This is a genomic window from Desulfobacula phenolica, from assembly GCF_900105645.1.
GTDB lineage: Bacteria > Desulfobacterota > Desulfobacteria > Desulfobacterales > Desulfobacteraceae > Desulfobacula > Desulfobacula toluolica.
This window is the reverse complement of sequence record NZ_FNLL01000001.1, coordinates 131,363-151,887: the sequence shown is the minus strand read 5'-3', so window position 1 is coordinate 151,887 and position 20,525 is coordinate 131,363. Positions and strand designations below refer to the sequence as shown.

Below are 20,525 nucleotides of genomic sequence, written 5' to 3'. Positions count from 1 at the left end.
TGTAAGGCGAAAACGTATGCTCTACGAATTTTTATATCCATTCCATATTGATTACACATTCTTGAATATATTCCGATATATTACATTTAGAACAATTTATGCAGGTCTGACTGCGTTTTTGATTTGTTTTCTTTTCGGACCCTTTGTCATTAAAAAACTTTCCCAAATGCAGATCGGTCAGATCATCCAGACCGATGGGCCCCAATCCCATATGGGAAAACAAGGCACGCCGACCATGGGCGGTATCCTGATCCTTTTTTCCATCTTCACCACAACAGTGATCTGGGGAAACCTGACCAATCACTATGTAAACATACTTCTTCTAACCCTGATACTTTTCGGATTGATCGGATTTATAGATGATTATCTGATGCAGGTAAAAAAAAGAAACATGGGATTTACGGCCAAAGGCAAATTTTTGATTCAAATAATATTTGGCTTGATTATCAGCTATCTTATCTATCTCTGCCCTGATTTTGATTCCAACCTGACGATTCCGTTTTTAAAAGATATTTCCCCGGACCTGGGAATCTGGTATATTCCTTTTGCCTGCCTTGTCATCGTTGGCACATCCAATGCCGTAAACCTGACCGACGGGCTTGACGGCCTGGCCATTGGTCCCTATATAGTTGCCAGTGTCACTTATATGTTCTTTGCCTATGTTGCAGGGCATATCCAGATCGCCGACTACCTTCATGTCCGGCATATTGCCTCTGCCGGTGAAATAGCGGTTATCTGCGGAACCCTGGCAGGTGCAGGATTGGGATTTTTATGGTTTAATGCCCATCCTGCCCAGATCTTTATGGGCGATTCCGGGTCCATTCCTCTGGGCGGTATTTTAGGAACCATTGCAATTATCACAAAACAGGAAATTCTCCTGCTGATTGTGGGAGGAATCTTTGTCATTGAAGCCTTGTCAGTCATCATTCAAGTTGGCTATTTTAAACTGACACATGGAAAAAGAGTGTTTAGAATGGCCCCCCTGCATCACCATTTTGAACTTAAGGGCTGGCATGAATCAAAAGTGATTGTGCGGTTCTGGATTGTCTCCATTACCCTGGCATTACTCTCGTTGAGTACATTGAAAATAAGGTAAATGACAATGAAAACAAAAACATCACCCTATTTTCTGATCATCGGCCTTGGAACCTCAGGAGTTTCCATGGCCAAATTTCTTAGTTCAAGGGGCAAGAACGTTATTGCCACGGATATTGACGCAACCAGAAGCACGGTTGCAAAACAACTCAATGCTCTTGGCATTAAAACTCAAATCGGTTTTCACAACCAGGAAACCTTTAACAGGGCCAAAGTCATGGTTCCAAGTCCAGGCATCCCTTTAACCAATAAATTTATCAAAACAGCGGCAGCCAATGGTGTTGGCATCACAGGCGAACTGGATATTTTTTCCAGGTACAATGATCTTCCAATAATTGCCATTACAGGCACAAACGGCAAAACCACTACCACAACCTTAATCGGCGATATGCTCAAGGCCTGCGGCATGAATCCTTTTGTGGGAGGAAATATCGGAACCCCTTTGGTTGATCACTTGATGGACAAAAAAAACACGGATATAATTGTGGCTGAAATTTCAAGTTTTCAACTGGATCTTGCAAAACAGTTCAAGCCTGATGTGGGCGTGCTTTTAAATATCTCGGAAGATCACCTGGACAGATACGATACTTACAGTGCATACGAAGATTCCAAATGGTGCATATTTAAACACCAGGACGCTTCCGACAAAGCAATAATAAATCAATCAGTCAATGAATTTAATAAAAAATCCCAACAACTTAAGTCTATGATTTTTGCATTTTCATCACAAAAAAGCATTCAGACACAATGGGGTGCCAACATCGGTTCAGACTCCATTGACGTTATCACAAAGGATGTGAGCCATAAGATACAAACAGCTCAACTAAAACAACTCCAAGGCGGCCACAACATGGAGAATATTGCTGCAGCCGTTCTTGCCTGCCTTGCCGTTGGTGCGAAAATGAGTGGTATTTTAAAAGGATTGAAAATCTTTAAAAATCTTGCACATAGAATAGAATTTATTAAAACAATTAACGAAATTTCTTTTTATAATGATTCCAAAGCCACCAATACGGATGCGGTCATCCGGGCTCTGGAGTGTTTTGATAACAATATTATTCTCATTTTGGGGGGAAGAGAAAAAGACACGAATTTTTCCTTACTGATCAAAGCAGTGAAACAAAAAGTTAAAACCATTGTTGCCATAGGAGAATCTAAAACACACATCAAAGACACATTTAAAACTGTCTGCCGGGTAAAAGAGGCTCAAACAATGAACCATGCCGTGCAAACAGCTTTTGATTCTGCGGTAAAAAATGATATTATCCTTCTCTCTCCAGCCTGTGCAAGCTTTGATATGTATGAAAACTATGCCCGCAGGGGAGATGATTTTGTAAGTTGTGTAACCAGGCTTGGAAACTAATAAAATGGCGGAAAAAATAAAACCCATACATCCGTTTTTAAGTGAAGGAAAAATTCTTTTCCCGGTTCTTCTTCTTTCAGGGATCGGCATGATCATGGTGTATTCAGCAAGTTCCTCCATCAGCATGGAAAACCACAACTCAGCAATTTACTATATGCAAAAGCAGGGTCTGTTCTTTGGTATCAGCTTGTGTGCAATGTTTATCACAGCCTCTTTGCCCTATAAACTTTATAAAAAATTTTCCTATCTCATCTTTTTTCTTATCATTGCACTCCTTGTGGCCGTACTTGTTCCAAAACTGAATATGAAAGCCGGCGGAGCCAACCGGTGGCTGAACCTGGGGGGACTCACCTTTCAACCGGCTGAATTGACAAAATTATTGCTGATCCTTTTTCTTGGATATTCCCTGTCCAAAAAACAAGAAATGATAAAATTGTTTTTCATTGGATTTTTTCCCCACGCTCTGCTTTTTTCTTTTCTTGCCGTTTTAATTATTTTCCAGCCTGATTTTGGAACCATTGTGGTATTGGGACTGATCACATGGGGAATGATGTTTATTGCAGGAGTCAAGATCATCCACCTTTTATCACCAACACCTTTACTGATCCCGGTGATTTATTTTTGGGTGTATAAAGTTGAATATCGTATGGAAAGAATTATGACATTTTTAAACCCATGGAATGATCCTTCTGACGCAGGATACCAGGTCACTCATTCTTTAAAGGCATTTGGTTCGGGCGGCATTTTTGGAAAAGGCCTTGGACTTGGAATGCAAAAAATGCACTATCTTCCGGAACCCCACACAGACTTTATTTTTTCAATTATCGGGGAAGAATTCGGATTGGCAGGTGTACTGACGATTCTATCTTTATACTTGGTTTTATTATTAAAAGGGATTGATATCGCCAAAACATCAGACACTGCTTTCGGGGCCATCACTGCGTCCGGAATAACCATTTATATCGGGATACAGGTTATCATCAACACTGGGGTCGCTTTAGGGGCACTTCCCACAAAAGGGCTTACCCTGCCGTTTATCAGTTACGGAGGAACATCCCTGCTGGTTAATATGGCTGCCATGGGAATTTTAATGAATATAGGGGCATCGCAAAAAAATGAACAAACTGTTTAAAATAATCATCACCGGCGGAAAAACAGGCGGGCATCTGTTTCCGGGCATTGCCGTTGCCCAGGCACTTGAAAGACTCCATGACAATGTAGACGTTCTTTTCGTTGGAACAAACGCCCCCTTTGAAGTTCAGACCCTTGAAAAATACGGGTATGCCCACAACAGTATCATCTCAAAACCTGTCAAAGGCGGCAGTATTCTCAGTAAAGCATTTTCAATCAGCATTCTTCTGGTTTCCATGATACAGGCCATGATGATCATGAAACGCATAAAACCAGATTTTGTTCTTGGCGTGGGGGGGTTTTCTTCTTTTGCGGTTGTTCTGGCTGCCTGGTGTATGGGCATTCCAACCGCCATCCAGGAACAAAACGCCATCCCGGGGTTGACCAATCGGTTGCTCTCAAAATTTGCCAAAACCATTTTTACCTCTTTTAAAGAAACAAAAGGACTTGTTGACAATGCAAAAGTAAAATATGTCGGCAACCCTGTTCGACAAACAGATCCTGTTGAATCCGAAACCAGCCTGACTTCAAATGATTTTAATCCGGACAAAATCACTCTTCTTGTCACAGGAGGAAGTCAGGGGGCTGCCAGTATCAACAAAGCATTTATGGATGCCCTTGCCATAATGGACAATACCGACCGGTTCAATATTATCCATCAAACCGGCATAAAGGATGAATCCGCTATTCAGCAACAATATGATGACCTGAACATCAAAGCAACTGTCAAAGCTTTTTTTCATAACATGCCGCAACTTTTAAAGATGGCTGATCTGGCCATCACAAGAGCTGGTGCGGGAACTGTTTTTGAACTTTGTATCATGGGCCTGCCGGCCATTCTGGTTCCTTTCCCCCATGCAGCCGATGACCATCAAACCTTTAACGCTATGGCGCTTGAAAAACAGGATGCAGCCATAATGATCAAGGATAACGAACTGACTGGACAAACCCTGGAAAAAACTATACAAGGCTTGGTTGGGAACAAAAGCAGGCTTGAACGCATGGCGCAAATGCTAAAACGCATTGCAATTACCAATGCTGATGAAAAGATAGCAACCTGTATTTTAAAAACAAAGGAGATTAAAGTCTAAATTAATGTATCAAAAAAATTACCATATCCATTTTGTCGGAATCGGCGGCATAGGCATGAGCGGAATTGCAGAGCTTCTCTTACATCTTGGATACAAGGTGTCCGGGTCTGATCTGAAACTTTCCCCCATTACCCGGCGGCTTGAAGAAAATGGCGGGATCATTTTTCAGGGCCACAGCAAGGAACAAGTGGCAGGTGCCAGCGTGGTAGTTACCTCATCGGCTATTTCCCGTGAAAATCCGGAAGTGATTCGAGCAAAAGAGCTGTCTGTTCCAATTATCCCGAGAGCTGAGATGCTGGCTGAACTGATGCGAATCAAATATTCCATTGCCGTATCAGGTGCCCATGGCAAAACTTCAACCACCTCCATGATTGCACAAATCCTCAATACTGCCGGACTTGATCCTACAGTGATCATTGGCGGCCTTCTCAAAGGACTTGATACCAATGCACTGCATGGTAAAGGAGAGTATATAATTGCCGAAGCAGACGAAAGCGACGGCTCTTTTTTAAAGTATTCACCGGCTATTGCAGCAGTCACCAATATAGATCTTGAACACCTTGATTTTTATAACGACATTGAAGATATTAAAAATAATTTTGTTCAATTCATCAATTCTGTTCCCTTTTATGGTCTTGCCATTTTATGTCTCGACAATGAGCATATTCAGGATATTCTTCCAAGGATAAATGTTCGGTATACCACCTATGGCATGACAGCCCAGTCTGATCTGCAGGCCAGAGAAATCTTTTTTCATGGCAGCAAAAGCATTTTCCAGATATTTTATCATGAAAACCACATGGGAGAAATAAGCCTGAATCTTGCCGGAAGCCATAATATCTCCAATGCACTTGCAGCAATTGCCACGGCACTTGAACTTAACATCCCCTTTAAAACCGTCAAAGAAGCCTTGGAACAAATTGAAGGAGTAAAAAGACGGCTTGAGATCAAAGGCAAGAAAAAAGGCATCATGGTAATGGATGATTACGGTCATCATCCAACCGAAATCATGGCAACCCTGACAGCAATCAGGAAAAGCTATAAAGACAAACGCTTGATTGTTGTATTCCAACCCCACCGATATACCCGGACCCAGGGATTGTTTCATGAATTTACCCGATCCTTTTATCAGTCTGATATCCTGATTGTACTCCCGATTTATGCTGCAAGTGAAAAAAAAATCAAAGGGGTTGATGCACAACATCTATGCAAAAGTATCATGGAGCATGGGCATAAAGATGTCTCTTATGCGCCTGATTTTACACAGGCATTATCCATGATTACACATAAAGTAAAAAATGATGACATTGTCCTGACTCTGGGTGCAGGAGATATCTACACCCTTGGAGAAACATTAATTGACATATTGTAACGGCACAACACATGATAGAAAAAAAATATTCAAAATCGGTTGAAAAGTTTGATCTTCTGGCCGAAAAATTTAATCTTCTGATTGATGAGCCCTTGAAAAATTATACTTCTTTTAAGGTTGGAGGCCCTGCGGATCTTCTTGCACTGCCCAAAGACCAACAGGAGTTGAAACAATTATTAAAAGAAGCGTCAAACCTTGATATCAGGGTTACCCTTTTTGGGGGGGGTACCAATATTTTAATTAGCGATAAGGGGATACGGGGTCTTGTTGTGATTACAAAGCGTTTAAAATCTAAAATCCGTATAATTGAAATAAATCTTAATGAAAAATCCCTTTATGTCGAGACAGGGGAGCGTTTATCAACAATCTGCCGGTTTGCCATTCGCCATTCGCTTTCAGGACTTGAATTTGCAGCGGGAATCCCTGGAACCATCGGGGGGGCGATTATAATGAATGCCGGAACAAGCACAGGGAATATCTCAGACATTGTTCAATCCATTGATATATTAAATCAAGATACCCTGAAAATTGAAACCATTGAAAAGAAAGACCTTGATTTTTCATACCGGCATCTCAATCAGTCCGGAGTTATTGTTGCAGCAAAATTAATCTTAAAGAGCGCAGATCCCAAAAAAATAGAGGCAACCTTTCAACACAACCTGAATTATAAAAATGCAACACAACCGGTTTGCTTTGCAAGTGCCGGATGTTTTTTTAAAAATCCAGACCATGGAATGTCTGCCGGAGAACTGATTGAAAAATCCGAACTTAAAGGCATGAAAATAAATGATGCCATGGTATCCCGGCTTCATGCAAACTATATTGTAAATACAAACAATGCCCGATGTGAAGATATCCTGTTATTACAACAACAGATTCAGGATACCGTACAAAAAAGATACCAAATCAAACTGGAAACAGAAGTGAGGATGGAAGGTGAACAGGAAAATAAAACCAAACAGGTTTAAACCTGAAAACAGAGAAGGGGAGGCATTCCAGTCCGACTCAGGTGCAGGCATTGATTTTTGCCTTAAATGCATCCTGACCGTGGCATTTATAAGTGTCTTAAGTCTGGCATCCATCTTTGTTTATGATTTCATTACCCAGTCAGACTTTTTTAAGATTAAAACACTTAAAATTTCAGGTACAAAGCAGGTCAATAAACAAGACATTCTTAAGATTGCAGGCTTAACCGGTGACGAAAATATTTTTAAAATCAATGTATTTTCCATTGAAAAACGCATTGCTTCCCACCCCTGGATTCAGTCTGTTTGTGTAAAAAGAAAGCTGCCGTCCGTTCTTTTTATATCCGTTATTGAGCAAAACGCTCTTGCCATTGTAAAAATAGAAAGCCTGGCAGATATTTTAATTAACACCCTGGGCAGACCATTTAAAGAATATGATCCTCCAAAAGACCCCATTGAAAATCTACCAATCATTTCCGGAATTGGCCTGGCAAAAGAAAACGGCCAATATGTATTCAGCGGCCCGTTGTTCAACTCCATAATGGATTTTTTAAAAACAGATGGTATTATCGGCAATGTCCGTCAGATAAAAGCGGATAAAAACACAGGCATTGCCATTGAATCCAATGATATTTACAACCCTATACCATCTGAAAACCACGGAACCGTTCACATCAAATTAGGATTTAATAATTTTAAAGCAAAGCTGAATAAAGCAAAAAAAATAAGCGGGTATATTGATAAAAACTATCCTGAAAGAATAATTTGTGACATGGATCTTTTTAATATTGAAAAAGTATTTATCAAAACAAAACTCAACGAAGCTCTGCACAACAATTTAGAAAAGGGGGTTTGATTTGCAGGGAAATGAAAAAATAATCGTGGGCCTGGATATCGGCACAACAAAAATTGCCGCTGTTGTCGGGGAAATGTTTGAAAACGATATCAATGTGATTGGTTTCGGTTCCCATCCCTCCACCGGACTTAGGAAAGGCACGGTTGTAAACATAGAATCAACTGTTGATTCAATAAAAAAAGCGGTTGAAGAGGCGGAAATAATGGCCGGATGTGATATCTCTTCCGTATATGTGGGCATAGCAGGAAATCATATCAAAGGACTGAACTCCCATGGGATTATCGCCATCAAAGGCCGTGAAATTACAAAGCAGGATGTTGAACGTGTCATTGATGCCGCAAAAGCAGTTGCCATTCCCACGGACAGAGAGGTTCTTCATGTCATCCCTCAGGAATTTATTGTGGATGATATGGAATCCATTCAAAATCCCGTGGGTATGACAGCAATCCGGCTTGAAGCCAAAATTCACATTGTCACAGGTGCTGTATCATCCGCCAGGAATATTGTTAAATGTTGCAATAAAGCAGGCCTTGAAGTTTGTGATATTGCCCTTGAATCATTGGCCTCCGGTGAAGCCGTTCTAACGGATGAAGAAAAGGAACTCGGATGTCTCATCGCCGACATGGGAGGTGGGACAACTGATCTTGCCATTTTTAAAGATAACAATCTAAAATTCATCTATGAACTCACTCTGGGAGGACACAACCTGACCAATGATATTTCCATTGGCCTTCGGACACCGTTTCCGGAAGCTGAAAAAATAAAAATTCAACACGGAACCTGTGTTCCGCAAAATGTAAAAACCGGTGACACAATTGATGTACAGGCTGTCGGCGGAAGAGCCCCCAAAAAACTTTCCAAGGGGATTCTGGCTGAAATTCTTGAACCAAGGGTAGAAGAAATTTTTTCTCTTTTAAAAAAAGAGCTGTTCTCCAACGGACTTGAAAATTCATTTCCTGCAGGCTTTGTCCTTACAGGTGGAAGCGTGGTTCTTGACGGTATTGCTGAAATTGCCGAATCTGTTTTCAACGTACCTGTAAGGATCGGCGAACCCAATAAAATCGGCGGACTCAAAGACATTGTCAGAAACCCGTCCTATGCCACAGGTGTAGGGCTTGTACTTTTCGGTTCCAAGGCAAGCTGTCAAATAAATCTTAAGGAAATAGACACTCAAGGTTTTATCGGAATATTGAACAGAATGAAACAGTGGTTTAAAGATATAATTTAATTTTTAGGGAGGTTGATATGAGTTTTTCTTATGTGGAAAGCGATAATTCAGCAAAAATTAAGGTTATTGGTGTTGGCGGTGCAGGCGGAAATGCGGTAAATAACATGATTGATGCCAAACTCCAAGGTGTAAAATTCATTGTTGTAAACACAGATATCCAGGCACTTGACGCATCCAGGGCTGAAGTAAAAATTCAAATAGGAAAAGAGTTGACAGAAGGACTTGGCGCAGGCGCTGATCCAAACAAAGGCCATGACGCTGCATTGGAAAGCATGGATGAACTGAGGGAAGTTTTAGAGGACAGCCATATGGTTTTTATTACGGCCGGGTTTGGCGGCGGTACGGGAACCGGTGCTGCACCTGTTATTGCTGAGATCTGCAAGGAGCTGGGGATACTGACAGTGGCGGTGGCTTCCAAACCATTCTCCTTTGAAGGCAAAAAAAGAGAACGACAGGCCCTTGAAGGTCTTGAAAAGCTTCACGGAATTACAGATACCGTAATTACAATTCCCAATGACCGCCTAAGAGGAATTGCACCCAAAGGTGCTAAAATGGTTGATATGTTCATTAAAGCGGATGAAATTCTTCACCATTCCGTAAAGGGTATTACCGATCTGATTATGATGCCCGGCCATGTCAACCTGGATTTTGCTGATGTCAAGACTACCATGCAGAAAGCCGGCAAGGCTTTGATGGGTATCGGCATTGCCTCCGGGGAAAACCGTGCGGTGGAAGCGGCCGAAAGAGCGATTTCCCATCCGCTTCTTGAGGATATATCCATTTCAGGTGCAAAATGCGTACTAATGAATATTACATCCAGTTCAGATCTTACCCTTGATGAAATGACGGAAGCATCTGACCGGATATACCAGGAAGTAGGCGATGATGCCGAAATCATCTGGGGGCAGACCTTTGATGATTCACTGGGAGATGAAATGAGAATCACGGTAATTGCCACTGGTATTGATTCTGAAGACTCCAAAATATCCAATACCATCCGCCAATTTGATCCTCCTGGTCATCCTGGCACATATCAGCAACCAGGAGTTGCATCTCAACCTGTTGAACCCATTGTCAGAGGACAATTAAGACCCCCGACCCAACAGGAACTTGCAACCTGGGATGAAACAAACAACCCTGTCATCATAAAAAACAAACAAACTGTGGACGACGAAAACATCCATAATTACGGCACAATGCCGTTTGACCACGATGACCTGGATGTGCCGACATTTCTCAGACGAAAAGCTGACTAATAAATGAGAAAACGGCTAAAAAAGCCCCGGAATTATGGCTCAAAAAAAAAAATAATTGAACAAGGAGCCGTTATTAAAAAAGGCAAGGGGCTAATAAAAACCGCCCTTGTCTATCCCAACTCCTATAAGGCAGGTATGTCATCCTTAGGGTTTCAAACCGTTTACAGGATCGCAAACCAGATACAAACAGTAGCGTGTGAAAGATTTTTTTTATCGGAACCGGGGCAGCGGAACGTACAGCAACCGAAAAGTCTTGAAAGCGGATTAAGCCTTGACCAGTTTGATATTATTTTGTTTTCAATATCATTTGAAAATGATTTTATACATCTTGTTCAGATACTTGAAGAAGCAGATATCCCATTGCGATCAACCAATCGAAACCACACCCACCCCCTTGTAATTTCAGGGGGAGTTGCCTGTTTTTTAAACCCTGAACCGATTGCTCCTTTTATAGACTGTTTTCTTCTGGGGGAAGCAGAATGCCTGCTGGATTCTTTTTTTGATGCGTTTTCAAGAAAAATCGACAAAGAATCTTTTTTAAAAACCATGGAAAAAAGAATACCAGGTGCCTATGTCCCCGCCCTTCACACACGAGAAAGCCCATTTCAAATCAAGGTACAATACCTTGAAAATCTTGAAATGGTTACAACCAGTACCAGTATTCTGACTTCCGGCACCGCGTTTAAGGATACCTTTCTGATTGAAACCCTTAAAGGCTGCCCCCACGGCTGCAGATTCTGCAGCTCGGGATTTATATACAGACCCCCTAGAATTTATCCTGCAAAAAATATTTATGCCGCCATTGACACAGCTTTGGGAAAAACAGATAAAATAGGATTTGTCAGTTCCGCTATTGCTGATCACCCGGATATTAAAAAAATTTGCAACTATGGACTGAAACACAATTTCAAATTGTCATTTTCATCACTCAGGGCAGATAAGCTAACCGATGAACTGATTGGTGCTATGTCAAACTCAAAAGTTAAAACAGCCACCATTGCCCCGGAAGCCGGGTCGATACGAATGCGCAATGTTATTAATAAAAACATTGATGAACACGATATCCTTTCAGCCACCCAAAGACTTGTCAATTCGGGAATCATCAATTTAAGGCTCTATTTTATGATAGGACTGCCATTTGAAGAGGATCAGGATATTCACGCCATAGTGGAACTGACTAAAAAAATTAAATCCGTTTTTCTTGAGACATCAAAAAAAAAGAAAAAAATCGGAACCATCACCTTGAGTGTCAACCCGTTTATTCCCAAACCATCTACACCCTTTCAATGGGCAGCCATGGAGGATCAAACCGCATTAAAAAACAAAGTCAATATTATCAAACAAGGCTTAAAAAAAGTCGCCAACGTAAATATGAATGTAGAATCATTGAGAAAGGCAAAAATTCATGCCCTGCTTTCCCTTGGTGATCAAAAAACTGCGGACATAATCGAATCAGCATTAAAAAACGGCTGGTCATCGGCCATAAAACAGAATAGCGCGTATTGTAATTCAATTATCCATCAGGAAAAATCTGTTGAAAGTCCCCTTCCATGGGATTTTCTTGACAATCAAGTAAAAAAACTGTTCCTTGCCAAAGAATTTGTAAAGGCAAAACAAGAAAAAAAATCCAACCCCTGCCCTATGATTGATTGCAAAACCTGCAAAAAATGTATGTAAAAAAGAATTGACTTTGATGAATGAATTTTAAAATTTTCCTTGTTTATCTTGCCAATTAATTCTATAAAATATTGCGGTTTTTGAATGGGTATTTAAAAAATTAAAACCATAAGATGATCATAATTGTTTAAGATCATCAGACAATAAAAATAATATTACAAACTTTAGGAGGTTTTATGTCAACTTTAGTATTTGGTCACAAAAATCCAGATACGGATTCAGTTTGTGCAGCAATCGCACTGGCAGATCTTAAAAAAAAACTTGGTGAAGATATTGTTCCTGCAATGCAGGGAGCATTGAATCCAGAATCTACTTTTGTACTTGAAAAATTTGGCGTTGCAGGCCCTGAGCTTGTTACATCATATGCTGGAAAAGATGTATATCTTGTGGATCATTCCGATCTTGCTCAAAGCCCTGATGATCTTGGCGAAGCCAACATTCTTGGTATTGTCGATCACCACAAACTCGGCGATGTCACTACCGGACAGCCGCTTGAATGCTGGATCTGGCCTGTTGGCTGCACTTGCACGGTTATTGCGTCCATGTACAACTATTTTGACGTTGAAATACCAAAAGATATCGCCGGCATCATGCTGTGCGCTATTCTTTCAGATACGGTTATTTTCAAATCCGCCACATGCACTGACGCAGATAAAAAAATCTGCGCTCAGCTTTCTGAAATCTGTGGTGAAAGTGATCTGGAAGCCTTGGGAATCGAAATGTTCAAGGTAAAATCTGCTGTAGAAGGCACACCGATTCGCGAACTTGTTTTCCGTGATTACAAAGATTTTAACATGAGCGGAAACGGCGTTGGTGTGGGGCAACTCGAACTGGTTGATCTTTCCATTGTTGACGGTATCAAAGCAGATCTTGAAAAAGATATCCAGGCACTTAAAGACGAAAAAGGTCATCACAGTGTATTCCTTATGCTGACGGATATCATGAAAGAAGGCACGGAACTGTTGATTGCTTCCGATGATGCTTCTGTTGTGGAAAAAGCATTCGGCGTAGCTCCTGCTGATGGAAAAGCCTGGTTGCCCGGCATTATGAGCCGCAAAAAACAGATCGTTCCTGATCTTGAAAAAACATTTGGCTAATCACTGCCACAGGTATGCCTGACCATTTTCTACAGCTATTTGGTTACATTAGGTTTGCCCACAAACAAATATGAAAGTCTTTGTTTAAATTTTTCAAGATTTTCATATGAAAAACAAAAAAATTAAAAGGGGTTGGAAGCACATTTTCCAACCCCTTTTAATTTTTAACAGCCCCTCATTACTTTAGTGTCTTATCTCTAATTTTCGTGTTGTTTTGGCAAGAGAATCAGAAAGCCTGTTTGGTTCTGGCTTGTCCTGATTAGGATATTAGAAGCTGTAAAATATCTATAAACTTTTCACCGGGATGCTGAACACCTCATTGAGTTTTTCAGACAATGTTGTTATATCAAATGGTTTGAAAATAAATCTATCGCAACTGTGCCTCATCATTTTTTCAATTTCAGATTCCCGGCTGTAGCCTGAAGATATCAGTACTTTTATTTCAGGATCAATTTCTCTGATTTTTTCAAAGGTCTCCCGGCCATTCATTTGAGGCATAATCATATCCAAAATAATAAGGTCTATTTTTAAATTTCCGGTTTTCAAAATCTCAATCGCCTCACTACCGCTTGAAACAGCATTGACTTGATATCCAAGGCTTTCCAACATCTCTGAGCATACTTCAACCACACCTTTTTCGTCATCAACCAATAAGATAGACCCCTTCCCGCTGAAAATTATTTTATTTTCTTCAGGATCTTTACAAGTGTCGGCTTTAGTTTTCTCGGCCGGCAGAAAAAACATGAAAGAGCTGCCTTTTCCGGATTTACTTTCAACTTTGAAGATTCCCTTATGACTTTTAATAATTCCATAGGCGGTGGCAAGTCCAAGCCCTGTACCCTGCCCCCTGTTTTTTGTTGTAAAAAAAGGATCGAAAATTCTGGGTATAATCTCATCATCCATTCCTACACCGGTATCTGATACAGTAACCTTTACATATTTAGCAAAATTTTCAAACCCGCAGTCATCCATAACAATATTTTCAGATTTGATTATAATCTTACCACCATCCGGCATTGCCTGCCATGCATTGACAAAAAGATTCAGCAAGACCTGTTTAATCTGCCCTTCATCAACTATTGTACTCCATAAATCTTTTTCCAGGTATTGATTAATTTCAATATCTTTTTTGGTTCTGCCGAACATTTTTGCAGACATCTTTAAAAGGTAATTCAAATTGACAGGACCAGTTTCCTGATATGTTTTCATTGAAAACCCTAATAATTGCCTGGCCATTTCAGCACCATTGAAAACATACTCATCAATATTAGCAAGCCGTTTATATTCTTCGCTGTCACAGTCAAATCCACTTCTCACAAGAGAAGCGTAACCCTGAATACCCATAAGAATATTATTAAAATCATGGGCTATTCCTCCGGCCAGGGTTCCTATGGCTTCCATCTTTTGTGCCTGTCGCAGCTGGTCTTCAAGACTTATCCTCTCCGTCACATCCCGGGCAACTGCGTATACACCATTGAACTCGTCTCTACCATGACCTGCAGGCAAATGCATAGGCGTAGCTTTGAGTTCCATAAAAGCAAAGGATTCGTATGGATCAGACCGTAAATTTCCTGTTTTTGCTTTTTTGAACCTGAAATGCATAAATTGCCCGCCATTAACCTGCTGTTCATATTTTTCAAACCTAATCAGGTCAGCTGCTTTTGAAATATCTCCATTGTGAAGAATATCTTTAAAACGGGTTCCTATCAAATCCTCACTTGAAAAATCCAGCAATTTTTCAAACTGATGATTTACAAATGTGAAACAACCATCCTGATCCAGAGTAAAAATAAGATCAGGAGAATTGTTCACCATATATTCATATTGCTTCTCAGATGCTTCAAGTCTTGCACATATAGCTTTTTTATCGTTAATTAATTTCTTTTGAGCAAGTGCGTTTGTTACGGTTTTTATCAGATCCGCATATTCAAACGGCTTTTTAAGATAATCCCAGGCACCTAATTTAAGAGCCTTGACAGCAGATTCAATGGATGCATATCCTGAAATAATAATAATCAAGACATCTTCATCAATACCCAAAATATGCTCCATGACATCATACCCGCTCTTTCCGGGCATGTTCACATCAAGCAATACAAGATCAAACTTCTGTTGTTCAAAAATCCGTATTGCTTGATCTCCGTCATATCCTCCTACCGTTTGAAAACCTTCTCTCTTCAAACAAAAAGAAATATTTTCAACAATCCTTTTTTCATCATCCACAACAAGTATCTGCTCTGATCTCATATATTATCCGAATCTGAATTAAAGGGTTAGAGGCAATATTTTTTTTAAAAAATGCTTATCCGACTATTTTTGATTTTTCATAACAGACAAGACCGCATCTCAGGCATCTGGCAGCTTCTGCCTGGGCCTGTTCGGTTGTGAACCCGGTTGAGAACCCGGTTGAAACCCGGCCCCCTTCATAGCCTTTTTGCTCATTGTTCAATTTAATGATGTTTCTGGGCAGAACATCCACATTTTTAAGCACTGTAACATCCTGAAGAATTGATTGATCTGTAATAAAATTGGAAGCGTCTTGAAACTTGATGCCATACATCAGATGATGCATTGCAGCAGCCGCTTTTCTGCCTCCATTGATAGATGCCACAGCAGAAGGATATTCACTGATCACATCCTGACTTGAAAGCAATCCTAATTCCATATTTGTATCAGGTTTTTTCTGTAGTTCAACACCTTCCCAGACCAAAGGCCCTATCTTTTCCTGACCGTCTTGTGCATGATCTGACTCATCATCTATCACAGGCACAAAGACCAGTTCCGGAAATCTTCCAGAAGCAATAAACAAGGTATCTGCATCAATCATCTGTTTTTCACCCGTATCAAGAGCTGCATATTCAATTGCCGTCAAGTTGCTTTCTTCACCGACAACTTTTGTGACCCCTGCATTATATATAATAGTTGCACCCGCCTTGCTCAAAACATCAATGGCTGCCGAATCAAAAGAGGAGTCCTCGTACTGTTTTCTTGAAACAATTGTAATTTTATTTGCCCCGCTTTGTTTTAACAACTTCACGGCATCCGGCACCCTGATGCCGCCGCCGACAATCACAACATTTTTTCCCAAAGGAATTGTGATATTTTTATCAGATTGACTTCTTAACAAATCAATCAACAGATATGCTCCGGGGAAAACGGTTTCTGCCTGATCAACACCTCCCCTGGCAAGCCTGGAATCCCAGCCACCTGTGGCTGTAAACACAGCATGAAATCCTTGTTTTAAAAGTCCGTCAACTGTAAAATCCTTACCTGCTTTAACATGGGTTTTGACAGTCACGCCCATTTCTTTTATTCCCTCAATATCCCAGTCAAGCACATCCTTGACCAGCCTTTCCCTTGCAATGGCCTTGCAAAGGATTCCTCCCAAGGCATCGGTTGCCTCGAATACAGTTGGAGAGTGCCCAAGTCTTGCCGTAAAATAAGCGGCTGACAATCCCTCAACACCACCTCCGATAATGCCCACCTGTTTGTCTGTTGCAGGAGCTTTATAAGGCAATATCCGTTTGTTCTGATTCATTTCATAATCACAGACAAAACGTTTTAAATTATTGATACCAACCGATTCATCCTGTAGCAGCCTTCTGCATTTAGACTCACAAAGGGCTGGACAAATCCTTGAAATAACGGTTGGAAAAGGATTTCGTTCTTTGATGACCTGAACAGAAGCCTCATAATCCCCCTCCCTGATCAAACGAATATACTCTTTGATATCAATACCAGTGGGACAAGCCCTTTGACATGGTGTCACACACTCTTCAGTAGTATATTCTCTGATGATCCGCCGGGTAACTGACGTGAGGCGGATAATATTTTTAGGACATATTCTCTCGCAGGCACCGCATCCAGTGCATTTTTCCTGGTCAACTTTAGGCAACCCGTCACTGCCGATAGACAACGCTCCGAACATACATGCTTTCACACAGGTTCCAAGCCCCAGACAACCGATCCGGCAGACCTTCATACCACCAAACAACAATGCTGCAGCCCTGCAATCGGTTATACCCTGATAGGCATATTCCATATCTGCATCATCCTTACCATAATAGCAACCGGGTCCGGCAAATTCAGGCTCCGTATCTGAAATTGCCACACCCATTATCTGTGCAATTGCCATGGCAACATCATCACCGGCAGCCACACAAGAATTCACGTCCGAAAGCCCATTGACAATAGCCTCGGCATTGGCATTACACCCCGGATACCCGCATCCGCCGCAATTGGCTCCCGGCAGGGCATCATCAATGGCAACAACCTTTGGATCTTCATAGACATAAAATGCTTTAGAAGCAATCACCAAAGCCGTACCAATAGCTACACCCAAACCACCCATCATTAAAACAGATTGAAACATGACCCTATCCTTATGTTTTGTATTTTCATCAAATCGTTTTAATCTCGAAACGCCCTTTACTGTATAACCCTTTGGAAAAAGAAAAGTCAATATTATCAACCAAAATTTCTTTGTCACATTGACAATACTTCAACTACAGTGTATTTATTCAGTCGTTGTCAGGGCAAATTAGTAAACTGTTATAACATCAATATCCGGAAGGATAAACATGGAACATAATATTATAACAATAAACGAAAATGAACTGACCTTTGAATCAGGTGAAACAATTCTTGAAGTTGCACAACGCAATCAAATTGATATTCCCACTCTGTGTCATTTAAAAAACACAATTCCAACTACGACATGTAGAATATGTCTGGTTGAAATAAAGGGATATCCGGGTCTGGTTGAATCTTGTGCAACTAAAGCAGAACAAGATATGATCGTTTTTACGGAATCATCAAAGGTCATTGAAGCACGCAGAGATAATATCAGCAAACTGTTGGCTTCAGGTAACCATAATTGTGCAATAAGAGATTTTGATACCACGGACTGGACATCATTTCAGCTGGATGTCCTGAAAAGCGACGGCAAAGACGAGCTTTGCCCGGTATGGGGCGATTGTGAACTCCAAAACCTCGCCTACCGGTATCAAGTTAAAACCCGTGGTATGCCGCTCAATGAATGCAAATATGAAACCGAACGTGCCAATCCTTTTATTATCAGGGATTTTTCACGATGTATTCTTTGCGGAAGATGTGTAAAAGCATGCAGGGAGATACAGGTAAACAATGCCATTGAGTTCGGTTACACGGGTGAAGATCGTAAAATCATCGCAAAAGAAGATGCCGTACTAAAAGATTCCAACTGCGTCTTTTGCGGCGAATGCCTTCAGGTCTGCCCTGTCGGCGCACTGATACCGGACAAATCATTCCGGGATGGCAGATTTAAAGACACCCAAAAAGTCAGAACGACCTGTTCGTTCTGCGGTGTAGGTTGCCAGATGGATCTGTTTGTTCAGGATAATAAAATCGTTAAGATAGATGGAGCGGATATTGATCTTCCGCCTAACAATGCAAGCCTGTGTGTCAAGGGCAGGTTTGGATACGAATTTGTTGCATCTTCCGAACGGTTGACCACACCATTAATTAAAAAAAATGGAAAACAGGTTCAAGCATCCTGGGATGAAGCACTGGATCTTGTGGCAAAAAAGCTGTCAAGTATTAAAAATGAATTCGGACCGGACAGTATCGGGGTTTTGACATCTGCCAGGATCACCAATGAAGACAATTACATTGCCCATAAATTCACCCGAGCCGTACTGAAAACCAACAATATTGACCATTGTGCCCGACTATGACACAGCTCCACCGTAGCCGGTCTGGCTGCAGCATTTGGAAGCGGTGCAATGACCAATACCATAGCGGATATTGAAACATCCGACATGATACTTGTGACAGGGTCCAATACAACAGAGAATCATCCGGTACTCTCCAGTTTTGTTAAGCGGGCCGCAGCAAAGGGTAAAAAGCTCTATGTCATTGATCCTCGAAAAGTAACGCTTTCGGATCATGCCGACAAATGGCTCAGACCAGAACCGGGTACGGATATTGCCTGGATCAACGGCCTGATGCATGTCATTATTAAAAAAGATCTGCAAGACAAAGATTTTATTGAAAACAGAACCCAGAATTTTGAAGCCCTCAAAGAAGCCGTTGAAAAATATACGCCCGAATATGTGGAAAATATCACCGGTATCAAGGCCGAAGATCTTATTGAAGTTGCCGAGCAATTTGCCAAAGCGCCTGCTGCATCAATATTATACTGCATGGGAATTACCCAGCATATCTGTGGTACGGACAATGTCAAATCCCTTGCCAATCTGTCTATGCTTTGTGGACATTTGGGCAAACCAGGCGGCGGAGTAAACCCGCTGCGCGGTCAGAACAATGTTCAAGGCGCATGTGATATGGGTGGATTGCCCAATGTGTTTACCGCATACCAGCCTGTCGGCGATGATGACGTCAGAAGCGAACTTGAAAAAGCCTGGAATGTCACCGGCATGTCGTCAACCCCTGGCTTGCCAGCTACTGAGATGATTCAAAAAGCCTATGAAGGAGATCTTAGATCACTTTTTGTTATTGGAGAAAATCCCCTCATTTCCGACCCTGACTTGAACCATGCAAAAAAAGCCCTTGCAAATCTGGACTTTTTTGTTGTTCAGGATATCTTTGAGACGGAAACAACAAAGGTGGCAGATGTGGTTTTACCGGCATTTTGTTTTGCAGAAAAAGATGGCACCTTTACAAATACGGAGCGACGGGTTCAACGGGTCAGAAAAGCGGTGAACGCTCCGGGAGAAGCCAGACAGGACTGGGAAATCATCTGTGGGATTGCCGGAAAAATGGGATATGAGATGTCTTATGAGACCAGCCGCGATATCTTCAAGGAAATCACATCCGTTACACCTTCCTACAAAGGCATCACCTGGAAAAGAATTTCCAAAACCGGTATCCACTGGCCCTGCCCGGATGAAGCCCATGAAGGAACTCCAATTTTGCATACTGCTCAATTTACCAGAGGCAAAGGACTCTTCCATGCCATTGACCACAGGCCACCTGCAGAACTGCCGGATAAAGACTATCCCTATATCCTGACAACCGGAAGGGTATTATACCACTACCACACTGGAACCATGACCATGAAAACCGACGGACTCAACATGCTGTCTCCTGAATGTTTTGTGGAAATTTCTTCCGGTGATGCCCGCAAACTTAGTCTTGACACAGGATCTGAGGTGGATGTGTCTTCACGCAGGGGCAAAATAAGTGCCAAACTAAAAGTGTCATCAAAAGCTGTGGATGGAACAGTTTTTATTCCATTTCATTTTGCCAAAGCTGCAGCTAATGAACTGACAAACGCAAAACTGGATCCGACAGCAAAAATACCGGAATTTAAAGTCTGCGCCATTAAAATTGAGCCTGTCAAAGTTTAAACAGGTTTAATTTAAGTACCTAAAAAAAGCCAATAGGCAGCATGG

Annotated in this window: 14 protein-coding genes; 12 read left to right on the top strand and 2 right to left on the bottom strand. The window is 41.3% G+C overall.

Translation table 11 applies throughout. From position 1 onward, the window contains the following. Positions 1-16: 16 nt before the first annotated feature. The 11 genes from mraY (at position 17) to BLT94_RS00545 (ending at position 13,131) form a co-directional block, all read left to right on the top strand. Positions 17-1,096 (top strand): phospho-N-acetylmuramoyl-pentapeptide-transferase, encoded by a 1,080-nt coding sequence (gene mraY, locus BLT94_RS00595; protein WP_092229442.1) that lies wholly within the window; start codon positions 17-19, stop codon positions 1,094-1,096. A gap of 6 nt (positions 1,097-1,102) precedes the next feature. Beyond that, positions 1,103-2,458: a UDP-N-acetylmuramoyl-L-alanine--D-glutamate ligase gene (murD, locus tag BLT94_RS00590; protein ID WP_092229441.1), complete on the top strand. Its 1,356-nt coding sequence runs from the start codon at positions 1,103-1,105 to the stop codon at positions 2,456-2,458. Positions 2,459-2,462: 4 nt separating this feature from the next. Continuing rightward, complete coding sequence (gene ftsW / locus BLT94_RS00585) at positions 2,463-3,590, top strand: putative lipid II flippase FtsW (protein ID WP_092229439.1); 1,128 nt, start codon at positions 2,463-2,465, stop codon at positions 3,588-3,590. Further along, entirely contained in the window at positions 3,574-4,680 is a 1,107-nt protein-coding gene (murG, locus tag BLT94_RS00580; RefSeq protein ID WP_092229438.1) for an undecaprenyldiphospho-muramoylpentapeptide beta-N-acetylglucosaminyltransferase, read from the top strand. Before ftsW ends, murG begins: the two co-directional genes overlap by 17 nt. 4 nt (positions 4,681-4,684) lie before the next feature. After that, positions 4,685-6,052 (top strand): UDP-N-acetylmuramate--L-alanine ligase, encoded by a 1,368-nt coding sequence (gene murC / locus BLT94_RS00575; protein WP_092229437.1) that lies wholly within the window; start codon positions 4,685-4,687, stop codon positions 6,050-6,052. A gap of 11 nt (positions 6,053-6,063) precedes the next feature. Next, positions 6,064-7,020, top strand: a complete 957-nt coding sequence (gene murB, locus BLT94_RS00570) for a UDP-N-acetylmuramate dehydrogenase (protein ID WP_092229435.1) — start codon at positions 6,064-6,066, stop codon at positions 7,018-7,020. Then, positions 6,989-7,873, top strand: a complete 885-nt coding sequence (locus BLT94_RS00565) for a cell division protein FtsQ/DivIB (protein ID WP_092229433.1) — start codon at positions 6,989-6,991, stop codon at positions 7,871-7,873. Before murB ends, BLT94_RS00565 begins: the two co-directional genes overlap by 32 nt. Before the next feature lies 1 nt (position 7,874). Further along, positions 7,875-9,101, top strand: a complete 1,227-nt coding sequence (gene ftsA, locus BLT94_RS00560; protein WP_092229432.1) for a cell division protein FtsA — start codon at positions 7,875-7,877, stop codon at positions 9,099-9,101. A 17-nt stretch (positions 9,102-9,118) separates the two neighbouring features. After that, positions 9,119-10,357 carry a cell division protein FtsZ gene (gene ftsZ, locus BLT94_RS00555; RefSeq protein ID WP_092229430.1) on the top strand — a complete coding sequence of 413 codons (1,239 nt, stop codon included), beginning with the start codon at positions 9,119-9,121 and terminating at the stop codon, positions 10,355-10,357. A gap of 3 nt (positions 10,358-10,360) precedes the next feature. Then, on the top strand, positions 10,361-12,034 hold the full coding sequence (locus BLT94_RS00550) for a radical SAM protein (RefSeq protein ID WP_092229428.1): 1,674 nt from the start codon (positions 10,361-10,363) through the stop codon (positions 12,032-12,034). 176 nt (positions 12,035-12,210) lie between these two features. Continuing rightward, on the top strand, positions 12,211-13,131 hold the full coding sequence (locus BLT94_RS00545; protein ID WP_092229426.1) for a manganese-dependent inorganic pyrophosphatase: 921 nt from the start codon (positions 12,211-12,213) through the stop codon (positions 13,129-13,131). 285 nt (positions 13,132-13,416) lie between these two features. Here the strand turns inward: BLT94_RS00545 and BLT94_RS00540 are convergent, their stop codons facing one another. After that, positions 13,417-15,378 carry a hybrid sensor histidine kinase/response regulator gene (locus BLT94_RS00540; protein ID WP_092229424.1) on the bottom strand — a complete coding sequence of 654 codons (1,962 nt, stop codon included), beginning with the start codon at positions 15,376-15,378 and terminating at the stop codon, positions 13,417-13,419. A 55-nt stretch (positions 15,379-15,433) separates the two neighbouring features. Further along, positions 15,434-17,503 (bottom strand): FAD-dependent oxidoreductase, encoded by a 2,070-nt coding sequence (locus tag BLT94_RS00535; RefSeq protein WP_092229422.1) that lies wholly within the window; start codon positions 17,501-17,503, stop codon positions 15,434-15,436. A gap of 208 nt (positions 17,504-17,711) precedes the next feature. Here BLT94_RS00535 and fdhF point away from each other — a divergent pair, with 208 nt between their 5' ends. Continuing rightward, complete coding sequence (fdhF, locus tag BLT94_RS00530) at positions 17,712-20,480, top strand: formate dehydrogenase subunit alpha (RefSeq protein WP_092229420.1); 2,769 nt, start codon at positions 17,712-17,714, stop codon at positions 20,478-20,480. Positions 20,481-20,525: the final 45 nt, after the last annotated feature.

Excerpts from the sequence above, each read along its gene's own strand:
- murG (WP_092229438.1), top strand. The coding sequence starts at position 3,574 with ATGAACAAACTGTTTAAAATAATCATCACCGGCGGAAAAACAGGCGGG.
- BLT94_RS00535 (WP_092229422.1), bottom strand. The coding sequence starts at position 17,503 with ATGTTTCAATCTGTTTTAATGATGGGTGGTTTGGGTGTAGCTATTGGT.
- ftsZ (WP_092229430.1), top strand. The coding sequence starts at position 9,119 with ATGAGTTTTTCTTATGTGGAAAGCGATAATTCAGCAAAAATTAAGGTT.
- BLT94_RS00550 (WP_092229428.1), top strand. The coding sequence starts at position 10,361 with ATGAGAAAACGGCTAAAAAAGCCCCGGAATTATGGCTCAAAAAAAAAA.
- BLT94_RS00545 (WP_092229426.1), top strand. The coding sequence starts at position 12,211 with ATGTCAACTTTAGTATTTGGTCACAAAAATCCAGATACGGATTCAGTT.
- BLT94_RS00540 (WP_092229424.1), bottom strand. The coding sequence starts at position 15,378 with ATGAGATCAGAGCAGATACTTGTTGTGGATGATGAAAAAAGGATTGTT.
- mraY (WP_092229442.1), top strand. The coding sequence starts at position 17 with ATGCTCTACGAATTTTTATATCCATTCCATATTGATTACACATTCTTG.
- murC (WP_092229437.1), top strand. The coding sequence starts at position 4,685 with ATGTATCAAAAAAATTACCATATCCATTTTGTCGGAATCGGCGGCATA.
- ftsW (WP_092229439.1), top strand. The coding sequence starts at position 2,463 with ATGGCGGAAAAAATAAAACCCATACATCCGTTTTTAAGTGAAGGAAAA.
- murB (WP_092229435.1), top strand. The coding sequence starts at position 6,064 with ATGATAGAAAAAAAATATTCAAAATCGGTTGAAAAGTTTGATCTTCTG.
- murD (WP_092229441.1), top strand. The coding sequence starts at position 1,103 with ATGAAAACAAAAACATCACCCTATTTTCTGATCATCGGCCTTGGAACC.